At 63.7% G+C, this 24,850-nt stretch carries 23 protein-coding genes; 10 read left to right on the forward strand and 13 right to left on the reverse strand.

Going from position 1 to position 24,850, the window contains the following annotated elements; translation table 11 throughout:
• The first annotated feature begins 14 nt into the window (after positions 1–14).
• Both JJE66_RS17360 and JJE66_RS17365 read left to right on the forward strand, forming a co-directional pair.
• Positions 15–986, forward strand: a complete 972-nt coding sequence (locus JJE66_RS17360; protein WP_200515538.1) for an SDR family oxidoreductase — start codon at positions 15–17, stop codon at positions 984–986.
• A 276-nt stretch (positions 987–1,262) separates the two neighbouring features.
• Positions 1,263–2,378 carry a dienelactone hydrolase gene (locus JJE66_RS17365; protein ID WP_200515539.1) on the forward strand — a complete coding sequence of 372 codons (1,116 nt, stop codon included), beginning with the start codon at positions 1,263–1,265 and terminating at the stop codon, positions 2,376–2,378.
• A gap of 48 nt (positions 2,379–2,426) precedes the next feature.
• Here JJE66_RS17365 and JJE66_RS17370 read toward each other — a convergent pair whose 3' ends face one another.
• Positions 2,427–2,933, reverse strand: a complete 507-nt coding sequence (locus tag JJE66_RS17370; protein ID WP_200515540.1) for a MarR family transcriptional regulator — start codon at positions 2,931–2,933, stop codon at positions 2,427–2,429.
• 409 nt (positions 2,934–3,342) lie between these two features.
• Between JJE66_RS17370 and JJE66_RS17375 the strand changes: the two genes are divergently transcribed.
• Positions 3,343–4,872, forward strand: coding sequence for a porin (locus JJE66_RS17375; RefSeq protein WP_200515541.1), 1,530 nt, complete (start codon positions 3,343–3,345; stop codon positions 4,870–4,872).
• A gap of 285 nt (positions 4,873–5,157) precedes the next feature.
• Here JJE66_RS17375 and JJE66_RS17380 read toward each other — a convergent pair whose 3' ends face one another.
• From JJE66_RS17380 to JJE66_RS17390, 3 genes are all read right to left on the reverse strand, one after another.
• Positions 5,158–5,634 (reverse strand): GcrA family cell cycle regulator, encoded by a 477-nt coding sequence (locus JJE66_RS17380; protein WP_200515542.1) that lies wholly within the window; start codon positions 5,632–5,634, stop codon positions 5,158–5,160.
• Between the two features lie 72 nt (positions 5,635–5,706).
• Positions 5,707–5,904, reverse strand: a complete 198-nt coding sequence (locus tag JJE66_RS17385) for a hypothetical protein (RefSeq protein WP_007603456.1) — start codon at positions 5,902–5,904, stop codon at positions 5,707–5,709.
• A 201-nt stretch (positions 5,905–6,105) separates the two neighbouring features.
• Positions 6,106–7,047 carry an acetamidase/formamidase family protein gene (locus JJE66_RS17390; protein ID WP_200515543.1) on the reverse strand — a complete coding sequence of 314 codons (942 nt, stop codon included), beginning with the start codon at positions 7,045–7,047 and terminating at the stop codon, positions 6,106–6,108.
• A gap of 215 nt (positions 7,048–7,262) precedes the next feature.
• Between JJE66_RS17390 and JJE66_RS17395 the strand changes: the two genes are divergently transcribed.
• From JJE66_RS17395 to JJE66_RS17405, 3 genes are read left to right on the forward strand one after another with little or no spacing between them, the layout of a single operon-like run.
• Complete coding sequence (locus tag JJE66_RS17395; RefSeq protein ID WP_200515544.1) at positions 7,263–8,030, forward strand: YdcF family protein; 768 nt, start codon at positions 7,263–7,265, stop codon at positions 8,028–8,030.
• A 54-nt stretch (positions 8,031–8,084) separates the two neighbouring features.
• Positions 8,085–8,867 carry a DUF169 domain-containing protein gene (locus tag JJE66_RS17400; protein WP_200515545.1) on the forward strand — a complete coding sequence of 261 codons (783 nt, stop codon included), beginning with the start codon at positions 8,085–8,087 and terminating at the stop codon, positions 8,865–8,867.
• 15 nt (positions 8,868–8,882) lie between these two features.
• Positions 8,883–10,061 carry a trans-acting enoyl reductase family protein gene (locus tag JJE66_RS17405; protein WP_200515546.1) on the forward strand — a complete coding sequence of 393 codons (1,179 nt, stop codon included), beginning with the start codon at positions 8,883–8,885 and terminating at the stop codon, positions 10,059–10,061.
• Between the two features lie 67 nt (positions 10,062–10,128).
• Here the strand turns inward: JJE66_RS17405 and JJE66_RS17410 are convergent, their stop codons facing one another.
• Positions 10,129–11,325, reverse strand: coding sequence for an FAD-dependent monooxygenase (locus JJE66_RS17410; RefSeq protein ID WP_200515547.1), 1,197 nt, complete (start codon positions 11,323–11,325; stop codon positions 10,129–10,131).
• Positions 11,326–11,473: 148 nt separating this feature from the next.
• Between JJE66_RS17410 and JJE66_RS17415 the strand changes: the two genes are divergently transcribed.
• Positions 11,474–11,950 (forward strand): MarR family transcriptional regulator, encoded by a 477-nt coding sequence (locus tag JJE66_RS17415; protein ID WP_200518523.1) that lies wholly within the window; start codon positions 11,474–11,476, stop codon positions 11,948–11,950.
• Here JJE66_RS17415 and JJE66_RS17420 read toward each other — a convergent pair.
• The 3 genes from JJE66_RS17420 to JJE66_RS17430 form a co-directional block, all read right to left on the reverse strand.
• Positions 11,919–13,175, reverse strand: coding sequence for an O-antigen ligase (locus JJE66_RS17420; RefSeq protein ID WP_200515548.1), 1,257 nt, complete (start codon positions 13,173–13,175; stop codon positions 11,919–11,921). The two genes, JJE66_RS17415 and JJE66_RS17420, sit on opposite strands and share 32 nt — an antisense overlap.
• Positions 13,176–13,344: 169 nt before the next feature.
• A complete protein-coding gene (locus JJE66_RS17425) occupies positions 13,345–14,892 on the reverse strand; it encodes an undecaprenyl-phosphate glucose phosphotransferase (RefSeq protein WP_200515549.1) in 1,548 nt (515 codons plus the stop codon).
• A gap of 119 nt (positions 14,893–15,011) precedes the next feature.
• A complete protein-coding gene (locus tag JJE66_RS17430; RefSeq protein ID WP_200515550.1) occupies positions 15,012–16,145 on the reverse strand; it encodes a glycosyltransferase family 4 protein in 1,134 nt (377 codons plus the stop codon).
• 202 nt (positions 16,146–16,347) lie between these two features.
• On the opposite strand from JJE66_RS17430, the gene JJE66_RS17435 reads away from it, so the two are divergent.
• Positions 16,348–18,579: an exopolysaccharide transport family protein gene (locus tag JJE66_RS17435; RefSeq protein ID WP_200515551.1), complete on the forward strand. Its 2,232-nt coding sequence runs from the start codon at positions 16,348–16,350 to the stop codon at positions 18,577–18,579.
• Positions 18,580–18,585: 6 nt separating this feature from the next.
• Here JJE66_RS17435 and JJE66_RS17440 read toward each other — a convergent pair whose 3' ends face one another.
• Positions 18,586–19,767 carry a GNAT family N-acetyltransferase gene (locus JJE66_RS17440; RefSeq protein ID WP_200515552.1) on the reverse strand — a complete coding sequence of 394 codons (1,182 nt, stop codon included), beginning with the start codon at positions 19,765–19,767 and terminating at the stop codon, positions 18,586–18,588.
• 128 nt (positions 19,768–19,895) lie between these two features.
• On the opposite strand from JJE66_RS17440, the gene JJE66_RS17445 reads away from it, so the two are divergent.
• Entirely contained in the window at positions 19,896–20,939 is a 1,044-nt protein-coding gene (locus JJE66_RS17445) for a polysaccharide deacetylase family protein (protein ID WP_200518533.1), read from the forward strand.
• On the opposite strand, the gene JJE66_RS17450 is transcribed toward JJE66_RS17445, so the two are convergent.
• A complete protein-coding gene (locus JJE66_RS17450; RefSeq protein ID WP_200515553.1) occupies positions 20,929–21,150 on the reverse strand; it encodes a DUF2842 domain-containing protein in 222 nt (73 codons plus the stop codon). The genes JJE66_RS17445 and JJE66_RS17450 overlap by 11 nt on opposite strands.
• Before the next feature lie 108 nt (positions 21,151–21,258).
• Here JJE66_RS17450 and JJE66_RS17455 point away from each other — a divergent pair, with 108 nt between their 5' ends.
• Positions 21,259–22,341 (forward strand): COX15/CtaA family protein, encoded by a 1,083-nt coding sequence (locus tag JJE66_RS17455; RefSeq protein ID WP_200515554.1) that lies wholly within the window; start codon positions 21,259–21,261, stop codon positions 22,339–22,341.
• Between the two features lie 19 nt (positions 22,342–22,360).
• Here the strand turns inward: JJE66_RS17455 and JJE66_RS17460 are convergent, their stop codons facing one another.
• From JJE66_RS17460 to JJE66_RS17470, 3 genes are all read right to left on the reverse strand, one after another.
• Complete coding sequence (locus JJE66_RS17460; RefSeq protein WP_200515555.1) at positions 22,361–22,705, reverse strand: hypothetical protein; 345 nt, start codon at positions 22,703–22,705, stop codon at positions 22,361–22,363.
• 120 nt (positions 22,706–22,825) lie between these two features.
• A complete protein-coding gene (locus tag JJE66_RS17465; RefSeq protein ID WP_200515556.1) occupies positions 22,826–24,106 on the reverse strand; it encodes an O-acetylhomoserine aminocarboxypropyltransferase in 1,281 nt (426 codons plus the stop codon).
• Positions 24,107–24,256: 150 nt separating this feature from the next.
• On the reverse strand, positions 24,257–24,841 hold the full coding sequence (locus JJE66_RS17470) for a CoA-binding protein (protein WP_200518535.1): 585 nt from the start codon (positions 24,839–24,841) through the stop codon (positions 24,257–24,259).
• Between the last annotated feature and the right edge of the window lie 9 nt (positions 24,842–24,850).

Genomic DNA, 24,850 nt, shown 5'->3' on the forward strand with positions numbered 1-24,850 from the left:
AGAGCTGAAGTCCCATGAAGGAATTTGCCGGAAAGATCGCCGTCATCACCGGTGGCGGCACGGGCATGGGGCGGGAGCTCGCCCGGCAGCTCGTTGCCGAGGGCTGCAATGTCGCGATGTGCGACGTCTCGGAGGCCGCCATGGCCGAGACCAAGCGGCTCTGCGAGGTCGAGAAGCTGCCGCAGGGCCTGCGCGTCACCACCCATGTCGCCGACGTCTCGATCGAGGATCATCTCAAGCGTTTTCGCGACGAGCTGGCCGAACAGCAGCAGACGGACAAGATCCATCTGCTGTTCAACAATGCCGGCATCGGTGGCGGCGGCAGCCTGTTCACCAACACGCGCGAGCAGTGGGAGCGCACCTTCAACATCTGCTGGGGCGGCGTCTATCTCGGCGTCCGCACTTTCCTGCCCATGCTGGTCAAGGCCGATGAAGCCCACATCATCAACACTGCGAGCGTCAACGGTTTCTGGGCCTCGATCGGAATGAACCAGGCGCACACCGCCTACAGCTCCGCGAAGTTCGCGGTGAAAGGTTTTACCGAAGCGCTCGTCAACGACCTCCGCTTGCACGCCCCGCATGTCAAATGCTCGGTGGTGATGCCCGGTCATATCGGCACCTCGATCGTCACCAACTCACGCAAGGTGCAGGGCGCCGACGGATCGGAGCGCCTCAACGCCGACGAGGTCGTGCTGACCCGCAAGCGGATGGTCGCCGCCGGCGTGCCAGATGCTGACAAGATGTCGGATGACGCCATCCAGGCGGCCTTTGCCGAGCGCGCACGCAGCTTCCTCGAGGACGCGCCGACGACGGCGACGCAAGCCGCCAGAATCATTCTCGACGGCGTGAAGGCGGAGCGCTGGCGCATCCTGGTTGGCGAGGACGCCAGGCTGCTCGATGAGCGCGTGCGCGCGGCGCCCGAGCAGGCCTATGACCGTGCCTTCTATGACAGTTTTACCCAGGAGGTCGGCTGGCGGCTTGGTTGAGTTTGTCTGGCTGAGACCGTCAACGATCGCGCGTACACGTAGGTATGATAATCATCATGGCAAGAGGCGCGCCGGTCATTTACCGAGGTCATTTCCGTGCCGCCTCTTGCCAATGTTCGCCGCCTCATGAGGAATTGGAATGTTACGTATGCAACATCACCGTGCGTTCAAGCGATGGTGATCTCGAACGCGTCTCATTCGAAATACGGCAGCTTGGTTGGTGAACCAAAATAGTTTAGTCAATCAGGGGTAACGCCATCATTAAGCGTAGCTCCGATGATACCCGCATGCCTCTCCGACGATTTCATCCTCTGCCCGGAGAGAGAGGATATCTCCGCTGAATTCACGCGGCTGCTCACCGCGGCCCAGGAGGGTGGCGCGACCATCGCCGAATGCCTGATGATCGCCCGGCAGCTCAAGCGCGGCGACGAGCAGTCATGGCACCGCGAGTGGAAGAAGCTGGCGCGGGTCAATCGGCACCGTGCCGAGGCCGCGTTCGCGGAAGGCCACATGGTGACTGCGCAGCGCAACTGGCTGCGTGCGATGAACTACTACGGTGCGGCCGCAATGCCGCTCGATCCGGCCGATGAGCGCCGCTGGGTCGCGGTGCTTGCGATGCAGGAATGCGCCCGGCGCTTCCTCACGGCGCGCGGGCCGGCCGGCGAAGTCGTGACGATCCCTTGGGTCAAAGGACACGCGCTGCAAGGCTATTTCCTGCCCGCGCCGGGGGTGAAAGGACGAGCGCCGACGGTGATCTGCATCGGCGAGCCCGGACATCGCAAAGAGGAATTCCTGGTCAAGCTCGCGCCGCATGCACGCGAGCGCGGCTTCGCGATGCTGGCGCTCGATCTGCTCGGCGACGAGCGTGACGATTACGCAGACGTGCTGTTGCAGCGTCGCGATCTCGAGAGCTCGATCGGCAGCGTCATGGATTATCTGGAGCTGCGCGGCGACGTCGATTTCGATCGCGTTGCGATCGTGGCGGACGGGTGGGGGTCTTCGTTCGTAGCGCGTGCCGTGGCTCAGGAGCCGCGTCTCGCCGCAGCCGTCTGCGATGGCGGCCTGTGGGACCTGCACGAGCGGTCGTTCTTTGCCAGCCGCTTCGCGATGAGCGACCTCAGCATCGTCCCGGTGCCGCATGCGCCGCTGATGGCCTCGATCGCCGAATGTCCGGTGCTGATCACGATCGGCGAGGACGGCTGGCTCAAGGCCGACCGGGCACGTCAGATCGTGCAGCAATCCCGGCTCGGCAGCTCTGACATCGTGCTGAAAGTATTCACCGCGGCGGAAACTGGCGCAGCGCAGGCCCATGCCGATAATCCGAGCCTCGCGAACGAATACATCTTCGACTGGCTGGAATCGCGACTCGGTGCCGCCGGCAGGCGGATCTGAACGGCGGCCCCTGCCTCGGAAACGTCTCGCGCCTCAGTATTTCTCGTCTCAGTAGTCGAGGGAGATCCTGACGCAGGCCTTCTCGAGCCGGGTCTTCAGCGTCGCGAGCTTGGTGGTGAATTCCGTCAGCTCGTTCTCGTTGAACTCCTGGAAGACGAATTCGCGAATCGTCTTGTACTGCTCGTTGAGGCTCGCGATGTGCTTCTGCGTCTTTTCCACCAGTGACAGCCGCACTACGCGGGCGTCGGTCGGCGAGGGGCGACGACGCAGCAGGCCCTTCTTCTCCAGCAGCTTGGACTGGGTGGTGACGAAGGACGGATCGACGTGAAGCAGCTTGGAGACCACGTTGACCGGCACGCCGTCGTCCTTGTCGAGGTCGGAAATGGCCATCAGGATCAGCCATTGCGGTCCGCTGATGCCGAGGGTTCTGGCCCAGAACTGACGCAGCTCCTCCAGATGCATGTTGATCGACGATATCTCCCAGGTGAATCGCCTGATGATATCGAGATTGCCGATGGAGCGGAGGCGCGCCCCTTCTTTCCTTGTCGCTGACACAGCGTCACTCCCGCGGGCTGATTTCTCTCTGGCCGGTGTTCGCGGCGGGCATAGTCCACGCAAGTCTGCCCTGACGCAAGTGCAGAGCAGGGTAATTTTGTCACGGAAACTACAAATATGAGAAGGTCAGCATTTTGGCCTCCGACGACCTGTGGCGCTGCGGACACAGAGTTAGCGAAACCGTAAAGCTGATCTAATAAACTATTTTGATTAAGATAACGGCGCAGGCATATTGATCCGTGACGGTGGGGGGTTCTCGATCGTCCCGTTGCAGGTGGTCCGCTCACGTCCCTCGCGTCTCTAGCGGGTGCGTCCGAAAGCGCGAAGCGGCCGAGCGGATTTGAAGAGACGGGGATTTGGGGGGCCTCACGGTCCGGTCTCCGCAAAATGAGCAACTTGGAGATTTTAAATGAAAATGGTGAAGAGCCTTTTGCTCGGCACTGCGGCGGGTCTGATCGCCGTCGGTGGAGCTCAGGCGGCTGATCTTCCGGTCAAGGCCAAGGCGGTCGAATACGTGAGGATCTGCTCGCTCTACGGCGCGGGTTTCTACTACATCCCGGGCAGCGACACCTGCATCAAGCTCGGCGGCTATCTGCGTGCGGAAGTCGCGCTCAATGCCGGCGGCAACTACAGCGCACAGTACAGCGGCGTGTCCGCGGCCAACAACCGCTTGAACAACTACTACACGATGCGCGCTCGCGAAGATCTCAACATCGACACGCGCACCGCGACAGAATACGGCGTGGTCCGCACCTACTTCGACGCGGTCTTCACCTGGACGACCGATAACTATACGGGAAGCGGCACGGCGCCGGGCGCGACCGTTTACTCGCAGCTCGGAAGCACAGGGGTCTCTGCGCCGAACAACGCAAGCTCGGGCACGATTTCGGGCGGTTCGCTCGGTGTCTACTATGCCTTCATCCAGTTTGCCGGCTTCACCATGGGTAAGGCCGTGTCGCAGTTCGACGCGCCTTGGGTCAACTACCCCGGCAACAACTTCGACCAACTTGTTGGCGGCAGCGGCTCGACCAACGGCGTCGCCCAGTTCACCTACACGGCCGATTTCGGCCAGGGCGTGACGGCCGCGATCTCGGCGCAGGACCAGACTCAGTTCTTCACGACCAGCATCTGGAACAGCAGCGGCATGAGCACTACGGGCGTGCTTGGCGGTGCCTACGGCTCGAACGATATCGGCGGCACCCGATCTCCCGATCTCGTCGGCATGGTCCGCGTCGACCAGGCCTGGGGTCTGTTCCAGGCTTCGGTTGCCGCACACGACAACCACGTCGGCTACTACGGCGCGACCGAAGTCACCGGTCACCCTGAAGACAAGTGGGGCTGGGCCGTCCAGTTGGCCTTGTCGATCAAGAACATTCCGACCGGTGCAGGCGACGTGATCAACGTCTCGGGCGTCTACACTGACGGCGCGAGCCGCTATAACTTCCAGTCGCTGGCAGCGACCAGCTACTCGATGTTCGGCGGCTCCGGCACCGCGTATCAGAGCATCGGCTTCGCCGGCGTGTCTGATGCGGTGTTCGCGCCGGGTGGCGGCCTCGAGCTGACCAAGACCTACGGCTTCCGCGGTGCCTACACCCACAACTGGAATCCGTACTGGAACACGGCGCTCTACGGTGCATGGGCTGCTGTCAACTACAGCGGTACGGCCAAGGGCCTGATCTGCGGCAGCGCTTCGTTCGCGACGCTGACCGGCACCTGCAACCCGGACTTCAACATCGGCCAGGTCGGCGTCATCACCCGCTGGACCCCGGTGAAGGGTCTGACCTTCTCGGCTGACTTCGTCTACAGCCACCTGGACCAGAAGTACTCGGGCGCGATCACGACGCCGGCGCTGACGTCGGTTGCCAAGCCCGCGGCGACTTACGAGCTGAAGGACCAGGACACCTACAGCCTGCTGCTGCGCGCCCAGCGCAACTGGTAAGCTTTAGGTCTTCTGACGATCTGACGAAGCCCCGGCGGGATACCGCCGGGGCTTTTTTCTGCATAGAACATGGATTTTGAAAATCAGAATAACCTCCGCGAGCAGCGAAGACGAGCTATGCGACTCGATTGCCACCAAACTTATTTACTTACCTGAGTTAATCAGCTATATAGATCCCAGCCGGTTTCGAAAAATCACGGCTCTTAGCTTCACGCTAAGCCTCCAGAAGCCTCCGGTAGTGCCCTGCCGGAGGTTTTTCGTTGCGGAGCAAGGTACGGCTGGCTTTCAGCCGCGCATGACTCGCGCGCGGGAGTTCGGCCGGTAGGCAAGGCGGCTGTGGCCGGCGCAATAGGGCTGTCCGTCGTGAACGGCATTGCCGCAGAAGCAGAACTCCTCAGTCCCCGGCGTCGAGATCGGCCAGCGGCAGTGGTTTTCGCCGAGCTCCATCAGCGAGCAGCGATTGGCCTCGTCGATCAGCCCGGTCGCCACAGGCGCGTCCGCTTCGCCGTAGATCGTGGCGAGCATTTCGAATTGCAGCCGGGGCACCGCTCGCGGCGCGCGCGGCGCGGAATTCCTGTCCTGGAGCTTGCGTTCGTCGACCGAGCGGCCGCGCGTGAGATTCAGTCGGGACAGCTTGCCGATCACGGCGTTGCGGCTGACGCCGATGTCGGCGGCGATCTCGCGGCAGGACAGGCCGGCCTCGAAGTGCTGCTTCAGAAGTTCAATTCGTTCGTCAGTCCAAGTTGGTGAGAGAACAGGCATAGTAGCGATCCCAGGTTGCAGATGTCGGCCATCCGCCTCTCGAGATCCGTCCGCCTCACGTTCGGCGCGCGCTCACGTCCTGCCATTGTCGCGAATCGACAAAAGCCCGTCCTTAATGGCGAGACGGATGCCTTCCTCGATCAAGGTACGCGCGACGCCGGGAACGCTGGTGCCGTGGGTGCCCTGTCTCACCAGTTTTTCCAGATAGGTGATGGTTGAGAGCGCCAAGGTTACGGGAATGCGGTCAGTCTCGGCTTTTTCGGTGGCCATGGTCCGAACGCTAACCTCATACTCAGGTACATAAAAGTAACGATTAAGACTCTATTTAGGTTCTGGAGTGGAAGTCAAATGCTGACCGAGGTCGCAGCTCAGCCTATTGGAATCGCAACAGAAATCAGGCATGCCCCGGCGCGCTGCGCGGGAGACCAAGCAGCGGCGGAGCGTTGACAGGTCAGGAGGTGCGAGCCGAACTCAGCCGTGCACGATCGCCTTTTCGATCATGCAATGGATGCCCTTGGAGCCGTTGACGGTCTGGGTCACCCGCAAATCGGCCGCAAGACTGCACAGCGTATAGGCGTCCTCGCGCGACAGGTTTCGCGTCTCGCCGAGTAGCGCGATCATGTCGCGTAGCGCCCGCACCACGCATTGGTCGAGGTCCGGATCCATCGCCATGGTGATGTAGTGGGTCGGCGTCTCCGCGCGCGGATAGTCGAACCTGAGGTCCTTGCGCAGCGTCAGGCGGAAGCGGCCCTGCAGCGCGGTCTCGATCGCGGTAACGCAGACCTCGCCGTCGCCCTGTACGGCATGGCCGTCGCCGCAGGAGAACATCGCACCCGGGACGAACACCGGCAGATACAATGTCGCGCCGGCGCGGAGCTCCTTGTTGTCGAGATTGCCGCCCATGGCACGTGGAACGAGCGAGGAGATGCGGCCCCAGGCCGGCGGCGGCGAAACGCCCATCACGCCGAAGAACGGTTTTAACGGCAGGTCGAGGCCCCAGGGCATGCGGCCGACCATCCGCGTCCGGTCCAGCGGGATGTTGAGGAGTCGGGTCTCGTGGAAATCATCGGGCAGGGTGCCGGACAGCGGCTTGATCAGATTCCAGCCCCAATCCTGCCGAAGCTCGACGTCGAGGATCTCGATTTCCAGCACGTCGCCGGGTTCGGCGCCGTCGACGGCGATTGGCCCGGTGAGGATGTGGCCGGGCACCATCCGCTCGGATTTCGCATGCACCTCGAACATTTCGGGCGGAACGTGAAACTGGTTGCGATCCGGGAGCACTTCGGGTCCGCCGCTGATTGTGTCGATCGTGACCTCATCGCCGCTTGCGACGTTAAGGACCGGCTTGAGCCTGGCTTCGAAGAAGCCCCAATGGCAGGTTTCGGGGCTTGCATGCAGGTGATGATGGATCATTTCACGGTGTCCGGTCGATTTCATCGAGAGGCAGCAGAACCTGTCATGAGAACTTTATCAGAGAACTTCCCTTGGCCGGGCTTGACCCCGCAATCGATCCTCTTCCAAGAAGATTTCTGGAGATAAGCGGGCGGGTCAAGCCCGCGTGTCACAGGCCCGGTCATTTCAGCGAGGTTTTCCTGCTTTTCGTTCTTTCCAAGACGCTTGGCACCGCAGTGCTGCCGATCAATCTTCTGGTCGAGCTCGGGGTCATCTCGGTCGTGCTGATGGCAACGCGCTTCGCCGGGCTCGGCCGGAAACTGGCCGCGGCCACGCTGGTCCTGCTCGCGCTCGCGGCCTTTTCGCCGCTCGGCAATCTGCTGCTCTATCCGCTGGAGTCGCGCTTTCCTCCGTGGGATCCGTCGCGCGGCGCACCCGACGGCATCGTCGTGCTTGGCGGCTCCGTCGATACCGACCTGTCGGCGGCACATCACACGCCGGTCGTGCCGCATGCGGCCGATCGCTTGTTCGCCTCGGCCGAACTCGCAGGCCGCTATCCCAATGCGCGTATCGTCTTCACTGGAGGCTCTGCAAACCTGGTCTCGACCGACGCCAGGGAAGCCGATTACTCTGCACCGATCCTGGAAAATCTCGGCATACCGAGGGAACGTCTGATCCTGGAGCGGAATTCGCGCAACACCTGGGAGAATGCGATCTTCACGAGGCAGCTGGTGATTCCGAAACCGGGCGAGCGCTGGCTTCTGGTCACATCGGCCTTCCACATGCCCCGCTCGATGGGAATATTCCGCAAGGCCGGATTTGACGTCGAGGCCTATCCTGTGGATTGGCGGATGGGCGGCCGCGACGATCTGTTCTCTTTCACCAATGTCGGCATGGACGGTCTTGGCCGTACCGACGTGGCCCTGCGTGAGTGGATCGGGCTCGTGGCTTATCGCCTGATGGGCAGGACCGGCGAGTTGCTTCCGGGACCAGCGAAGGACTAGAAACGACGACAACACGAAGATGAGCGGTGCGTGACCGCCGGCCTGGAGGACGCCATGCAACAGCAGAGTGCCGAGACGATCGATCTTGCCGGCCTCGCGGCCGATCTCAACAGCCTGCTGCGGCTGAAGACGACGGTGATCGGCATGAAGCTGTTCGCGCGCGTCGCCGACATGGAGGCGATCCCGAAGATCCGGCGGCCGAATGCGGTGCATACCACCGACCAGATCGTCAGCATGGCCTCACGACTCGGATGGACCGTTGGCATCACCGGCGACGATCTCGTCGGCGCGCAGTGCCGCGCGGTGATTGGGCTTAGCCCGCAGGACGAAAAATGGCTTGCCGGCGAGAACTATGTCGGCGTCTGGCACGGCACCGCGGAGGATGCGCGCAAGCGTCAGGAGGCGCTCGACGTGGTTCCATTCGGACAATATCAGGCGCTCGCGGTCAGCCCGCTTGCGAGCGGCCGCCTCGATCCGCCCGACATCTGTCTCGTCTACGCGACGCCCGGGCAGATGATCATCCTGATCAACGGCCTGCAATATACCGGCTACAAGAAGTTCGAATGGGGCGTGGTGGGGGAGACCGCTTGCGCGGATTCCTGGGGACGGGCGCTCAAGACCGGCGAGCCCAGCCTGTCCTTGCCATGCTATGCCGAACGGCGCTATGGCGGCGTGCCGGACGAGGAGATGCTGATGGCGCTGAAGCCCCATCATCTCGCCAAGGCAATCGAGGGCATGAAGGCGCTGGCCAGGAACGGCCTGCGCTATCCGATCCCGCCCTATGGAATTCAAAGCGACGTCCGTGCCGGCATGGGCGTGAGTTACGCGAAGAAGTAGAAACAAAGGTCGACCATGGGCTCTGCGAAATTCGACATCGTCGTCTACGGCGCGACCGGTTTCACCGGTCAACTCGTCGCCGAATATCTTGCGGCGCACTACAAGAACGACAAGTCGCTGAAATGGGCGATGGCGGGGCGCAGCCTCGACAAGCTGAAATCCGTGCGCGACGCGATCGGCGCGCCGGCGGATACGCCGCTGATCGTGGCCGACGCCGCCGATGCTGCGTCGCTGAAGGCGATGGTGGAGCGGACGATGTCGGTGATCACGACGGTCGGTCCGTATTTGCTCTACGGCAACGAACTGATTGCGGAGTGCGCGGCCACGGGGACCGATTATTTCGATCTGTGTGGCGAGGTGCCGTGGATGCGTCGCATGATCGATGCCCATCTCGCCACCGCGCAAGAATCGGGCGCGCGCATCATGTTCTCCTGCGGCTATGACTCGATCCCGTTCGAGCTTGGTGCCTTCACCGTCCAGCAGGAGGCCAAGCGCGTGTTCGGCTCGCCGGCACCGCGTGTGAAGGGGCGGGTGCGCGAGATGCGCGGCACGTTCTCTGGCGGCACGGCTGCAAGCGGACGGGCGATCTTCGAGGCGGCGTCAAAGGATCCGAGCCTGCTGGCGCTGCTACGCGATCCCTTTGCACTCACGCCCGACTTCCAGGGGCCGAAGCAGCCGCCGGGCAATAAGCCGATCTTCGATGAGGATCTTCAGACCTGGCTGACGCCGTTCTTCATGGCGAACATTAACACCCGCAATGTCCACCGCTCCAACATGCTGCTGGGCTTTCCCTACGGGCGTGAGTTCGTCTACGACGAGATGCAGATCACCGGCCCCGGCGAAGAGGGCGAGGCGCTGGCGAAGCAGATCGTGGCGGCCAACAACCGCATGGCCACGCAGGCCGGCCCCAAGCCGGGTGAGGGGCCTTCGAAGGAAGAGCGCGAGAACGGCCTCTATGATCTGCTCTTCGTCGCGATTGCGCCGGATGGCCACCAGGTCCGTACCTTCGTGAAGGGCGACCGCGATCCCGGTTATGGTTCGACCTCGAAGATGATCGCCGAAAGCGCGATCTGCCTATTGCGCGATGCGACCGACGTGCCCGGAGGGATCTGGACGCCAGGTGCAGCGATGCAGCACAAGCTGATCAAGCGGTTGCAGGACCATGCCGGGCTCACGTTCGGGGTGGAGGGGTAGAAGTACTTGCGCACCACAATTGCGGTGTCATGCCCCGCGAAGGCGGGCCATGACACCGGGATTGTGACTACACCGCCCGCGCATCATACGCGTACATGAACTCCATGCTCTTGGAGCCCAGCGGCAGCAGCCATTTCATCATCTGATTGCGCATCCACGCGCCGGTGGCGCTGAATTCGCGTTTGTTGTTGCCGTTGCGGCGGGCGATGGCGACGATCTTCTCCGCGCGCGGGCGCCGCTCGGCCTCGAAGGCCTGGAAGGTGGCGCCGAGCTCCTGGCCCTCCTGCATCAGCCGGGCGAGCCGCATCGCGTCTTCGAGGGCGAGCGAAGCGCCCTGTCCGGCATGGGGGCTGGTCGCATGCGCGGCATCGCCGATCAGCAGCGAGCGCTTGCGTGACCAGGTCGGCAGGGTCGCGACGTCGAGGGTGTCGGTAATCACGATGTTCTCGGCCGCCTCGATGATGTCAGGGATCGGGTCGTGCCAGCCGTGATGGAAACCGCGCAGATGCTGCTTCAGCGTCCGTTCGTCGAGCGCGCGGAACATCGCAGCATCCATGCCGTGCGCCGGCTGCGTGCTCCACCACATCACGCCGTCCTTCGGATCCGGGCTGCAATAGCCGTAGCCGAAGAAGCCGCTCTGCCCGAATGTCGTCTCGACATGCCGGCCGATCGCCCGGTTGTCGAGGACGGCGCGCGGCACGAAACCGCCGAAGCCGATCAGGCCGGTGTTGAACGGTGTTGGGCCGTCCGGCACCACCTGGCGCCGCGTGATCGAATGCACCCCGTCGGCGCCGATCAGGAAGTCGCCCTCGGCGGTGGTGCCGTCGGCGAAATAGGCGATGATCGGCTGGTCGCCGCGGTCCTCGATCTTGATCAGGCGCTTGTCGAAATAGAGCGAGACGCAGGCGCACCAGGCCTTGTCGATCAGCATCTCGTTCAGCGTGGCGCGGCAGACATTGACCGCGGGCTGGCCGAAGCGCTGCGCCATGTCGCGATTGATCGAGCCAAGGCGTCGGCCCTCCTGCGAATAGAAGTCGAAGGACTCCGCGACAGAACCACGGCTGATCAGTTCGTCCGCAAGCCCGATCTCGTCCATCACATGCATGCCGTTCGGCGCGATCTGGAGGCCACCGCCGATGCCCTTGGAGTAGGGCCAGGCTTCGTAGATCGCGGATTCGATGCCGGCGCGGCGCAGCAAGATCGCGGTGACGGGGCCGGCGATGCCGGCGCCGATGATCAGGGCCTTGCGGGGACGATGAGGCATTGGCTTGCTCCCGACGTTTCCGTAATGCTAGGAGGAATTACGGTTGCTAAATCTCTTAGTTACTAAGATATATTCTGGCTAAGATATGAGGTGAGCCTTGTCAAGGACAAAGGCGCGCGCGGCGTTGTTGGGGGAATTGGAAGAGGCGATGCGGCGGTCGTCGGCGCAGGGCGTGCTCTACGGTCAGACCGTTGCCAACGTTGCCGGAATTGCCAATTCCGACCTCGAATGCATGGACATCCTGTACCTCGAGGGCCGCGTCACTGCTGGCCGGCTCGCGGAGGTCACGGGGCTGACGACTGGCGCCATCACTGGTGTGGTTGATCGGCTCGAGAAGGCCGGACTCGTGCGCCGCGAGCGGGACGAGACCGATCGCCGCAAGGTCTACATTGGCGTCGTGCCGGAGACGGCTATGAAGATCGGCCAGCTCTACGTGCCGATGCAGCAGGCGATGGAGAAGGTGTTCAATGCCTATTCCGACGAGGAGCTGCGGCTGCTGCTGCGCTTCGCCAATGAGGGCTACAAGGGTGTGCTCGCTGCGACCGCGGCGCTGAAGGGCCTGCTCGATACGCCGCCGGAAAAGCGACCCGATCTCAAGCTGAAGAAGCTTCGTCGGAAGACTTGATCTTATAGATCTGCGCGGCCGCGATCATGCCCCACATCGCGCCCAGCATCATCCAGAAGTGGCGCCAGTGATCGGTGTCGATCACGAAGCTCTCGCCGACGGTGCCGACGAAGGCCGAGAACACCGCGAGATAAGCGCGCTGCCAGGGTACGCGGACGAAGATGTGGCGAAATCCCATGATCACGGTGGTGAAGACCAGCGCCGGATAGCACGCGCCGGAGAGCCAGCCCCCGGACATGAAGGCGTTCAGATAGGAATTGTGGGTGTCCTCGGGGAAGAAGCGGTGGAATTGCAGCGGCCCGATGCCGAACGGCAGATCGAGCGCCATCTCCGCCCCGAGGATGTGACGGCCGAACCGACCAAAACGGCCCTCGTCATAGCTCTGGTCGAAGCTCGCGCGCTGCTTGAACATCTCGGCGATGGAATCGAACGACAGCAGCACCGCGATAAGTGCCAGCCCCAGCACCACAGCGACGATGGACATGATGATGATGCGCGAGCGCTGCGCGTTGGTGCGGCTGGTCAGGACCATCAGCACCAGCATGAAGGCGGAGGTCAGGACCAGTCCACCCCAGGCGGCGCGGGAGAAGGCGAGCAGGATCGCCAGCGACATGATGCCGAAGGCGATGACGTTGCGGGACGCCTTGAGGAGCTTGTCCGAGACGACGCTCTGGAGCGCAAACAGCGCCGGCAGGATCAGGAAGGCGCCGAGCACGTTCGGGTCCTTGAACGTGCCGCGTGCGCGCTCGTAGAGCGTCAGGAGGTCGTGGCCGCCGGGAACGAGGTTGAAATAGCCGGCGATGGCCGAAAGCGAGGCGACGATCGCGCCGACCACGAGGCCGCGGCGCAGCATGTCGAGCCGCGCCGCCGTGTCTTCGGAGGTGACCATGGCGAAGAACACCACGGTCACCGCCATATACCAGGAGGTCGCGATCCAGCTCGCGACCTCGGATTGGTCGAGTAGCGGAATCGCGCTGATGGTGTAGCCGACATTGAGCAGGACCAGCGCCAGCACCAGCGGCATCAGCACGAGCTTCAGCCGCAGGCCGGTGGCGAAAAACGCGACGGTGGCGAGCAGCGTCACGATCTCGTAGGGGCTCGGCTCGATGAAGACGATCGCGCCGGACGCGCCGACCAGCCACACCAGCGCGCGCTGGAGGGCCAGCACGCCGGGCGCAGCCGGTACGGCTACTGTCATCTCTCCGGCTGTCGCCGCATACGCCATCACGCGCTCATACGCTTTACACTACTCGTACACACAACTTCCGCTGTCATGCCCCGCGAAGGCGGGGTATCCAGTACTCCGCGCTGTCGATGGCGACGTTCGCCGCCGGCGTTTACTGGATCGCCCGGTTAAGCCGGGCGATGACAGCGCGCTTTTTGACGCGATCAACTCAATACGCGTTCTCGTTCTTGGTTAGCAGCGAGACCGGCGTCTTCAGGAGAATGACGAGATCGAACAGCACCGACCAGTTCTCGATGTAATAGAGGTCGAACTCGACGCGCTTCTGGATCTTTTCTTCATTGTCGATCTCGCCGCGCCAGCCGTTGATCTGGGCCCAGCCGGTGATGCCGGGTTTGACGCGGTGGCGGGCGAAATAGCCGTCGACGGCCTCGTCGAACAGGCGGCTCTGGAGCTTGCCCTGCACCGCATGCGGGCGCGGACCGACGAGTGAGAGATTGCCGGAGAAGACCACATTGAACAGCTGCGGCAGCTCGTCGAGGCTGGTCTTGCGGATGAAGCGGCCGACGCGGGTGACGCGCGGATCGTTCTTGGTCACAACCTTTGAGGCGGTCGGGTCGGCTTGATGATGATACATCGAGCGGAATTTGTAGACGTCGATACGCTCATTGTTGAAGCCAAATCGCTTCTGGCGAAACAGGACCGGGCCGGGACTGTCGAGCCTCACCGCCAGCGCCACCAGCGCCATCACCGGGAGGGCTGCGAGCAGCGCGAGGCTGCCGACGACGCGGTCGAACAGCCATTTCATGACCAGATCCCAGTCGGTGATCGGCGCCTCGAACACATCGAGCGTCGGCACCTTGCCGAGATAGGAATAGGACCGGGGACGGAAGCGCAGCTTGTTGGTATGCGCGGAGAGGCGGATGTCGACTGGCAGCACCCAAAGCTTCTTCAGCATCTCCAGGATGCGCGTCTCCGCCGAGATCGGCAACGCGAACAGCACCAGATCGACCCGGGTGCGGCGGGCGAATTCGACGATGTCGTCGACCTTGCCAAGCTTGGGCGCGCCGGCGCAGGTGTCGAGCGCGCGGCTGTCGTTGCGGTCGTCGAACACGCCGAGCACGTGGATATCGGAATCCTCCTGCGCCTTCAGCGCCTCGACCAGTTGCTCGCCGTTGCTGTCGGAGCCGACGATGATGGTGCGGCGATCGAGCCGGCCCTGGCGCGCCCAGCTGCGCACCAGTGAGCGCAAGATAAGGCGCTCGGCGACCAGCGCAGCGAGGCCGAGGAAGTAGAAGGCGGCGAGCCAGAGCCGCGACATGTCGCTGCCGAACTTCGCGAAGAAGGACACGCCGATGAACAGCAGGAAGACGAACGACCAGGACGAGATCATCCGCGTCATTTGCCGGAGCTGCCCGCGGAACAGTTGCACCTGATAGATGTCTGCGGCCTGAAAGCAGACCACCGCAGCAACCGCGACGGCGAGGATCTCCGCGGGGTAGATCCAGCTGAAGCCTATGAGCGGCATGACGTAGCTGACATAGACGGCGATGCCGATCACGCTCTGCAGCGCGAAATCGATCGCGCGCGCAAAGCCGGCGATCACGATCGGCGAATAGGCACGTGCGACTTTCTGGTTGACCACATCGAGTGCGGCCGGCGTCAGCCGGCGACGGCGTTCGACGAAAGCTGTCTCAGCAGGCCTAGCCGCGGCGCTGGTCGCGGCATCGAGCATCGAGCGTGCGTTGAGCGGTTCCACGGGCGTCCACGTCCATTCCAAAGACCCGCGGGCGCGGCTTTGCGCTCCCGGGCAAGCATCCCCCGGCAGTTCGATTATCGGACAAATCGGAAGATTCTCTAAAGCGGTCTTGAGGATGGTTAGTGATTGGTAAATGCGTCGCGATAACCCGCGAGCACGCCGTCGACCATCGCCTGCTGGGAGAAATGCGCCGAGATGCGTTCGCGCAAGGAAGCGGCACGCTGCGCGGTCGCCGCCGCGTGATCGAGCGCGGCCACGATCGCCTCAGCCATGGCTTCGGCGTTGCTGGCCGCGAACAGGGCCGGGCTCTCGGCTCCGAAGATCTCGGGGATGCCGCCGACGCGAGCCGCGATCATGGGGATGCCGGCCGCGCCCGCCTCGATCACCACATAGGGCATCGAATCGCCGCGCGAGGGAACCACCAGCAGCCGTCCCTTGGAAAAGCCGTAGCGCGCCTTGACGTGACCGATGAAGCGGATCGCGCCGGTGAGGCCGAGCCGCTCGACCTGCGCCTTTAGCGCCGCCGTCTCCTCGCCGTCGCCGCCGAGCGTCAGCGTGACTTTCCTGCCGTTCTCGTGCAGCCGCGCCACGGCATCGACCAGGAGGTCGGCGCCCTTGATGTGCCTGAATTCGCCGACATAAGCGAGGTCGGTGGCGTCGTCGGCAATGAGAACGGGCTCGAATTCTTCCGGTGTGACCCCGTTGAAGACGCAATGCACGACGCCCTTGGGCGTGCCGACGATGCGCTGATAGGTGTCGCGGGCAAAGGCGCTTTCGAACAGGAACAGGTCCGTCGCATCCATCAGCGTGCGCTCGAGCCGCGCGTAAAACTCGCCCTTCAGGGTGTTGCGGGGATAGTGCAGCGACCCGCCATGCGGTGTGTAGATTCGAATGGCGTCGTCCGAGCGGCGCCGCATTCGGACGAAGGCGCCGGCCTTGGCGCCGTGGCCGTGCATGACGTCGGGCTTGAGCCAGGCGATCAGGCGCCGCATCCGCAGCCACACCAGAAAGTCTTCTGGTGAGGGTTCGCGGCGGATGGCCAGCCGGTGTACGCCGAGCTTCAGCCGCGGCGCGAGCTCGGCCAGCGCCTTGTCCGCGCGATCGCCGCCGGTGAGGCTATCGGCGAGAATGCCGACATGGTGGCCGCGATCGACCTGGCCATTGGCGAGGTCGAGGATATGGCGAATGATGCCGCCCACGGGAGCGCGTACGGCGTGCAGGATGCGAAGCGGCTGGTCGGGAGAGGGGGGCATGATCTAAACCAGCGCTCGACGGCGAATGCCGAACAAAGTTCTCGAAATATCGAGATGGATTAAGGACCCTCGTGGTTAACAAACGGTGACGAGCGCACATGCACTGCTCGCGAGACGTCGTGATTAACCCAGCGGCAACCTTAATGGAGTGTAATCGCGGCCATTGAGGTAGATGAGTGGCGTTGCCCTGCGGGAGTGTTCGATGCGTTTAGCGTTCTGGCGTGCCGGCAAGGAGAAGGCCGTCGTCGAGCGGGCCGTTTCGAAGGCCAAGCTTGAGGCCAAGCCAAGAGTCGAGGCGAAGCCCGCGTCGATTGCTGCGAGGCAGGCGCCAGCCGATTCCGGTGACATCGATCTGCATGCGCTCGGCGGCGCGCTCGCGCGCAAGCGCGGCTGGATCGTCGTGCCGACGGTGCTGGCGCTGGTTGCGTCCGTCGCAATCGTCAATCTCATCACGCCGCGCTACAAGTCCGAATCGCGCATCCTGATCGACGGTCGCGAGAACGTCTTCCTGCGGCCGAGCAGCGACCGCAGCACCGAGGAACGGCAGGCGCTCGATCCCGAGGCCGTCACCAGCCAGGTGCAACTCGTGCTGTCACGCGACCTCGCGCGCGAGATCATCAAGAAGAACAAGCTTGCGGAGCGGCCCGAGTTCGATCCGGTGCTGCAAGGCATCTCGCCGCTGAAATCTCTCGTGGCGATGGTCGGTATCGGTCGTGATCCATTCTCGATGACGCCGGAAGAGCGCGTGCTTGACGCCTATTACGATCGGCTCCAGGCCTATGCCGTCGATAAGTCGCGGGTGATCGTCGTCGAGTTCCAATCGCAGGATCCCGAGCTTGCCGTGCGCGTTGCCAATTCTATCGCCGACGGCTACCTCGTGCTGCAGCAGAACGCGCGCCAGGACCAGGCGCGCAACGCCAGCCAATGGCTCTCGGGCGAGATCGAGAATCTGCGCAAGAAGGTTTCCGACGCCGAAGCCAAGGTCGAGGACTTCCGTTCCAAATCGTCGCTCTTCGTCGGCACCAACAACACCACGCTGTCGAACCAGCAGATGGGCGAGGTCAACACCCAGCTCAACAATGCCCGCTCGATGAAGGCTGACGCCGAGTCCAAGGCCCGGCTGATTCGCGAGATGCTCCAGAGCGGCAAGCCGATCGAGGCGTCCGAAGTGGTGAACTCCGAGCTGATGCGGCGCCTGTCCGAACAGCGCGTGACGCTGCGAGCACAGCTCGCAGAACAGTCATCCACGCTGCTCGGCAACCATCCGCGGATCAAGGAATTAAAGGCCCAACTTGGCGACCTCGACGGTCAAATTCGCGACGAAGCGGCCAAGATTTCGCGCTCGCTCGAAAGCGATGCGCGGATTGCCGCCGGCCGGGTCGACGGGCTGACCGCGAGCCTCGAGCAGCTGAAGAAGCAGGCGACCTCGACCAACGGCCAGGACGTCCAGCTCCGCGCGCTCGAACGCGAAGCCAAGGCGCAGCGCGACCTGCTCGAGACGTATCTTGGGAAATATCGCGAGGCCAGCACCCGGGAGAGCATCGATTCCGCGCCCGCTGAGGGCCGCATCATCTCGCGCGCCATCGTCTCCAACACGCCGGCCTATCCGAAGAAGCTGCCGATCGTGCTGATCGCGACGCTGGCGACGCTGCTGCTCTCGTCTGGTCTCGTCGTCACCGGTGAGCTGCTGCGCCAGACCGCGCCAAGGGCCGTTGCCGCGCTCATCCCGGCGCAAACTCAGTCGCAAGCTCCGGTTCGTCAAGAGCCAGCTGTCGAGCCGGTCGTGGAAGAGCCTGCGCCGCTCCAGCCGGAGATGACGGCGGATGTTGGCGTCAGCGATTTCGCCGAGATCGGGCAGCTGGCCGATAGCCTGCGCGCGGGGGGCGCAAAGAAGGTCACGGTGCTCGGCACCGCATCGGGCGATGCCATCACGCTGTCGGCATTGACGCTTGCCCGTCATTTGGCGCGCGACGCTCGCGTCGTCGTGGTCGATCTCGCCGCATCCTCGCCGACGATTGCCGCCGTCTCCGTCGACGCCTCGGCGCCCGGCCTTGCCGAGCTGATGCAAGGGCAGGCGTCGTTCGCGCAGGTCATCACCCGCGACAGGCTCTCGCGGCTGCATCTGGTCATGGCCGGCCGTTCCGGCTTCGACCGCAGCCTGCTGCAGTCGCCGCGGGTGACGCTCGCAATTGATGCTTTGCTGCGGGCGTATGATCACGTGCTGATCGACGCCGGCAGCGCCGAGGACTTGCCCGCCGAACTCCTGACGACCAATGCCCGCGCCATCGTGGTGCCAGATGCGTCGATGGAGGCAGATGCGCGCACGCTGATGTGCGAGCAGCTTCGGGCCGTCGGCTTCGGCGAGGTGACGATGCTGAGCCGGCCGGTGCAGCCGTCGGATGCGGTAGAAGCGCCACGCGTGGTGGCGGCGTAGGCTGCTTTAGCCGAACGCTTGGCGCAACCGTCGCGCCAGGTCGAACAGCATCTGGTTCTGCTTCACCAGCCGCTTGCCGCGATTGACCGAGGACATCGCCATGGCGACGAGCTTGCCGCGCGAGGTCAGGGGCACGAAACTGTCGAAGATGTCCTCGTCGTCCTTGCAGAACATGCGCTTGTAGTCGTCCGAGCCGATGCCGAGGTCGAGCGAGCGGTAGCCGCGCTCGGCGTAGCGGTCGATGATGTAGCGCATCAGGATCAGGCCCGGGCTGTAGCGGGCGTGCTCCGACATCGTGTAGGTGTTGAACATCATCGAGAAGCGCTGGCCGTCGGCGACACCGGCGAAGATTGCGATCACCTCGTCGCCGCATTCGAGCGCATGGATATCGATGATACGGCCTTCGCCGCGCGGCGACAGGCAGGCGCCGCGGATGAACTGCTCGACACCCGGCTCGGCAAAGACGTTCGGCAGTTTCTGCTCGGCCATCCGCGCCGGCTTGATGCGGAAGAACCAGTCGAGCAGGCGAATGACGTCCGCGTCGGTTGTGGCAAGGTGATAGCGATAGCCGGCGAGCGCCTGGAGTTTCTTCTCCTTGCTCTTCAGCCGGCGGCGGAAGGAATTGCTGATCCGGGACGCGGGCGGGCCGCCTGGCTCCATCACCAGCAGCGGGCAGCCATTGATCGCGCCCTGCCGCGGCAGCAGCGCAAACGGATTCTGCTGGTCGTTCCAGCGCTTCGGCTGTTGCGTCAGCGCGAGCACGTCGACCTCATCGCGCAGCGGAGCGACCAGCGCCTCGAGATCGGCGGCGACCGTCTGTGCCGCGAACTCGGCGTTCCATAGCCCCATGTTGAAGGTCGTGTGCTTGCCGCCCATGAAGCAAGCCGTGCGTACGCCGTGACCCTGGCGCAGCGTGAGAGGAAGCAGCACGAGTGGCCGCTGTTCGGCGTCGCGGGCGATCACGACGAAGGGGCGGGCGCCTTCGCGTTCTCCAACCGATCGCTGCCATGAGGCCAGGAGATCGAACCGCTGATAGGGCGTCGAGAGGTGGCCGGGCTCCTCGAGCGCGCGCCAGACCGGCTCGGCCTCGGCGAGGTCGCTGACGATGTCGATATGCGCGACGCGGCTCGCCTTCGACTGCGCGGGCGATTCTGCCGTCCGGCTTTGTATCGCCGCAGCCATGGTCATTCGCGAAACCTGTCGAGAAAACGAAAAATACGTATTTCGGCCTGTGGCCGACCTTTGCAAACAAATGTCAACAAAGGGTAATGACAATAGCTGAGGGAACGGCCGCCGGCGAACGCGAAGGTGGGATATTGGCATCCGACGACAGATGGCTGCAGCGGTTGCGGCTCGAGTTGGCCTGGTTCACCGGCCAGCCCTTGCTGCGCAGCCGTGGCGCCGGCGCGGTGCTGCGATTCGAGCGCGTGCGGCCGCGGCGGAATGGGGCGTTCCAGCCGCTGCGCGAAAACGAAATCACGCCGCAATTTCTCGATCGTACCATTCGTGCGCTGAAGCGCTGGAACTATGACTTTCTCGGCATGGACGAGGTCTGCCGGCGCGCGGTGACGCTGCCCGAGAAGCGGCGCTTCGTGGCGCTCACCTTCGACGGCGCGGCCAAGGACCTCATCAGCTTCGCCTATCCGGTGTTGGCGCGTCACGCCGTGCCGTTCACGTTGTACGTTCCCACCGCCTTTCCCGATGGCGTCGGAGAGGCGTGGTGGCTCGGGCTCGAGCAGGTGATCGCGCGCGAAAGCCGCATCAGCCTGATGATGGGCGACAAGGAGCAGCGTTTCACCGTTACGGGCAATGCCGAGAAGCAAGTGCTGTTTTCGTTCGTCGAGGGCTGGCTGCGCTCGCTGCCGCCGGCGGATCTGTCAGCCGCGATCGCCGATCTCTGCACGCGCTACCGCATCGACCTTACGGCACTGTCGCGCGAGGCGTCGATGGATTGGGATGATCTGTCCAAGTTAGCTGCCGATCCGCTGGTCACGATCGGCAGCGCGACCGTGAACTATCCCGTTCTCGCCAACATGAAGGACGCGGCCGCGCTGCGCGAGATGACGATGGGCAAGGCGGTGGCGGAAGCATCCTTCCGTCGCGAGATCCGGCATCTGGCGTTTCCGTTCGGCGATCGCGCCTCGTTCCGGCGCAGCCACGTCGTGATGGCGGAGGAGGCTGGATTTGCCAGCGCGGTATCGACCATTCCGGGGATCGTGGATGCGGAAGGCCGCACCAATCTGCGCGCGCTGCCGCGGATTTCCTGGGACGGACGGGTGCGCTCGCTGCGCGTGATGCGGGTGCTGGTGTCCGGCATTGCCTTTGCGCCGGTGAAACCGACGGGCGGCGTTACAAATTAGATTTTGCGCGATCGGGCCGCTGCATCCAGCTCACGATCGGCATCGCCGGCAACACCCAGCCCATGCCGACCACCACGTAATAGATCGCCTGCCGCCAGCCGGACTCGGCAATCCACGGCATCTGTGCCGCCGCCATGCCGAGCAGGGCCCAGACCGTGGCCAGCACGAGGAGCAGAATGGCGCCGAGGAACTTGCGGGTGCGGATCGTCATGGCGGGATATTGCGGCTTTCGCGTAACTTGCGCTGCGGGAGTTGGGGACTATAAGGGGCACGCAGTCCGGTTCAAGTAGCTTAGATACAAGGCTTGTTTGCCCCTGAAATGACGACGAATTCCGCCCCGACCAACCCGCATCGCGCCGTGCGCTGGTGGCTGATCTCCGTGGCCGCCCTGATCGCGTTGATGGTGCTGGTCGGCGGCGCGACGCGGCTGACGGAATCCGGCCTGTCGATCGTCGAGTGGAAACCGGTCACCGGCAGCGTGCCGCCGCTGTCGGACGCGCAGTGGACCGACGCGTTCGAGGCCTACAAGAAGATCCCGCAATATCGCGAACTCAATGCCGGGATGTCGCTCTCCGAGTTCAAGCAGATCTTCTGGTGGGAATGGAGCCACCGGCTGCTCGGCCGCTTCATCGGCGTTGCCTATTTGCTGCCGTTCCTGTTCTTCCTGTGGCGTGGCGGCCTGTCCGGCGAGCTGAAGCGGCGGCTGTGGCTGCTGTTCGCGCTCGGCGGCGTCCAGGGCGCGGTCGGCTGGTGGATGGTAGCCTCGGGACTCTCTGAACGGGTCGAAGTGTCGCAATATCGGCTGGCAACGCATCTGGTGCTGGCACTGCTGATCTTCGCCGGTATCGTCTGGACGGTGCGGCGGCTCGGCGAACGGCCGCAGATTACGATCTCGGCACGACTGCGGTTCACGAGCGCGCTGCTCGTGATCGTGACCTTCGTGCAGATCTATTTCGGTGCACTGGTCGCGGGCTTGCGCGCCGGACGCGCCTACAACACCTGGCCGCAGATCGACGGCGCGTTCATTCCGTCTGGGGAGCGGCTGTGGTTCGAGACGCCGTGGTGGCGCAACATGTTCGACAATGTGCTGACAGTCCAGTTCGAGCACCGCATGACGGCTTATCTGCTGTTCACACTGGCGGTGCTGCATGCGTTCGACGCGGTGCGCTCGCGCGCAGGCTCGGCGGCGGGTGGCGCGCTCTGGCTGTTGGCGGCCGTGAGTCTGCAGGCCGTGCTCGGCATCCTCACGCTGCTCAACCAGGTGCCAATCGATATCGCGCTCTCGCACCAGGCGGTTGCGATCGTCGTGCTCACGCTTGCGGTGATGCAGGCGGAACGGCTCGCTTCTCGGCAATCAGCTGAGATGCAGCCGCGCGCGGTTCCGGTCAGTCAGGTCGGCTGATCACCATCAGCCCGGCTGATCAGCAATAGCCGTAGATGCCGCACGAATAGGGCAGTCGCCAGAAATAATCGACCTGTTTCCCGCCGTAGTATGAGCCCTGATAATCATAGTCCCAGGGGCGACCGTAATAGCCCGGCAGCGTATGCGAGCCGGGCAGCAGCGGCGTGCCCGGTAGGTTGCGGATGTAGCTGCCGACGCCATAGGCCGGCGAGATCAGTGCATCCGGATCGGTCTCGACGTAGACCTTTGGCGGCTCCTGTGGCGGCGCGGCAGCCCGCCGCTTCGGCGTCGCCGGAAGATCCGCGGCCAGCGCGCTTGAGAGCGTCAGTATCGCCGCAAGGGCAGGCACCATCCAACGCAGCATCGTCGGCTCCGAATCAAAGGGGCGATCCAAAGACGATGTATGGGGCAGGTATGGTTAACGACTGTTAACTGCGGCCCGTTCCGGGGCGCGCTTTTGTGTGCTCCGGAACGGCTTGGAAGACTATGCACTCAGCGCCTGCTCCAGATCCGCGATCAGGTCTTCCTTGTCCTCGATGCCGATCGAGAGCCGCACCACGTCGGGGCCGGCGCCGGACTTGATCTTGGCGGCGTCATCGAGCTGGCTGTGCGTGGTCGAGGCCGGGTGGATGACGAGCGAGCGGGTGTCGCCGACATTGGCCAGATGCGAGAACAGCTGCAATTTCGACACCAGGTTGACGCCGGCATCGTAGCCGCCCTTCAGGCTGAAGGTGAAGACGGCGCCCGCGCCCTTCGGCGCATATTTGCGCGCGAGCTGGTTGTACTTGTCGCTTGCCAAGCCGGCATAGTTCACCGTGGACACCGCGGGATGGCCGGCGAGGAATTCGGCGACCGCCTTGGCGTTGTCGCAGTGCTTCTGCATGCGCAGCGGCAGCGTCTCGATGCCGGTGAGGATCATGAAGGCGTTGAACGGCGACAGCGCCGGCCCGAGGTCGCGCAAGCCCAGCACGCGGCAGGCGATGGCGAACGCGAAATTGCCAAAGGTCTCCTGGAGGCGGATGCCGTGATATTCCGGTCGCGGCTCCGACAGCATCGGATATTTGCCGCCGGTCGACCAATCGAACGTGCCGGCATCGACGATGATGCCGCCGAGCGAATTGCCGTGACCGCCGAGGAACTTTGTCAGCGAGTGCACGACGATGTCGGCGCCGTGGTCGATCGGACGGATCAGATAGGGCGAGGCCAGCGTGTTGTCGACGATCAGCGGCACGCCCGCCTTGCGCGCCACCGTCGAGATCGCCTCGATGTCGGTGATGCTGCCGGCGGGATTGGCGATGGATTCGATGAAGATCGCTTTCGTGCGCGCCGTCACCGCGTGCTCGAAGCTCGCCACGTCATCGGGGTCGGCCCACACCACGTTCCAGCCAAAGCTCTTGAACGCATGCGTGAACTGGTTGATCGAGCCGCCGTAAAGTTTTCGCGCGGCGATGAACTCGTCGCCGGGCTGGAGAAGTTGTTGCAACACCACGACCTGGGCGGCATGGCCCGAGGCGACAGCGAGTGCGGCGGTGCCGCCCTCGAGTGCGGCGACGCGCTCTTCCAGCACCGCGTTGGTGGGATTGCCGATGCGCGTATAGATGTTGCCGAATGCCTGCAGGCCGAACAACGAGGCTGCGTGGTCGGCATCGTTGAAGACGAAGGATGTCGTTTGATAAATCGGGGTAGCGCGCGCACCGGTGGTGGGATCGGGCTGTGCACCGGCATGCACGGCAAGCGTTGAAAATCCCGGAAGGCGATCGCTCATTGAGGGCGTCCTGTTCTTGTGGTCTGAAATCGCGCGGCATGCTGATCGGCGCCGCGCCTGCCGTCAAGCCGCCGCTTCACATGGCAATGAACTTGGCAACGATCTTGCTACGCAATGTCGCGTTCGCGAAATGGATGCTTCGCAATGGCGTCAGCTTTGCTCGCTCTTGTTTTTGGCGGCGCGATCGGAGGCCGCGGTGTCGCCACCAGTGACACTCGTCCGATTGAGGGATAGCCGCATGCCCTGCGTCGGCGCCGGCGCCCGCTTGGAACTGAGCGTGCGCGAATTGACGCCCATCCAGGAAATCTCCGACGAGAGCCGGCCATATTCGATCTTGGGGCAGCGGTTCATCACGACCTTGATGCCGACCGATTCCGCTTTCACCGCTGCGGCGTCATCGCGCGCGCCGAGCTGCATCCAGATGACCTTCGGCAGCGGATCGAGCGAGAGCGCCTCTTCGACCACGGGCATGATGTGGCTGGAGTTGCGAAAAATGTCGATCATGTCGATGGGACGGCCGATGTCGGAGAGCGAGGCGACGAAGGGCTTGCCGAGCAGGTCCTTGCCGACATGACCTGGATTAACCGGGATCATGTCGTAGCCGCGCTGCGCCAGATATTTGAACGCGAAATAGCTCGGCCGTACATTGACCGGCGAGGCGCCGATCATCGCGATCGACTTCACGCTGTTGAGGATGCTGCGGATGTAATTGTCGGGATAGGCGTCGTGGTTCATGGCTCGTCG

The organism is Bradyrhizobium diazoefficiens (assembly GCF_016612535.1).
In the GTDB taxonomy this organism is placed as follows: domain Bacteria; phylum Pseudomonadota; class Alphaproteobacteria; order Rhizobiales; family Xanthobacteraceae; genus Bradyrhizobium; species Bradyrhizobium diazoefficiens_C.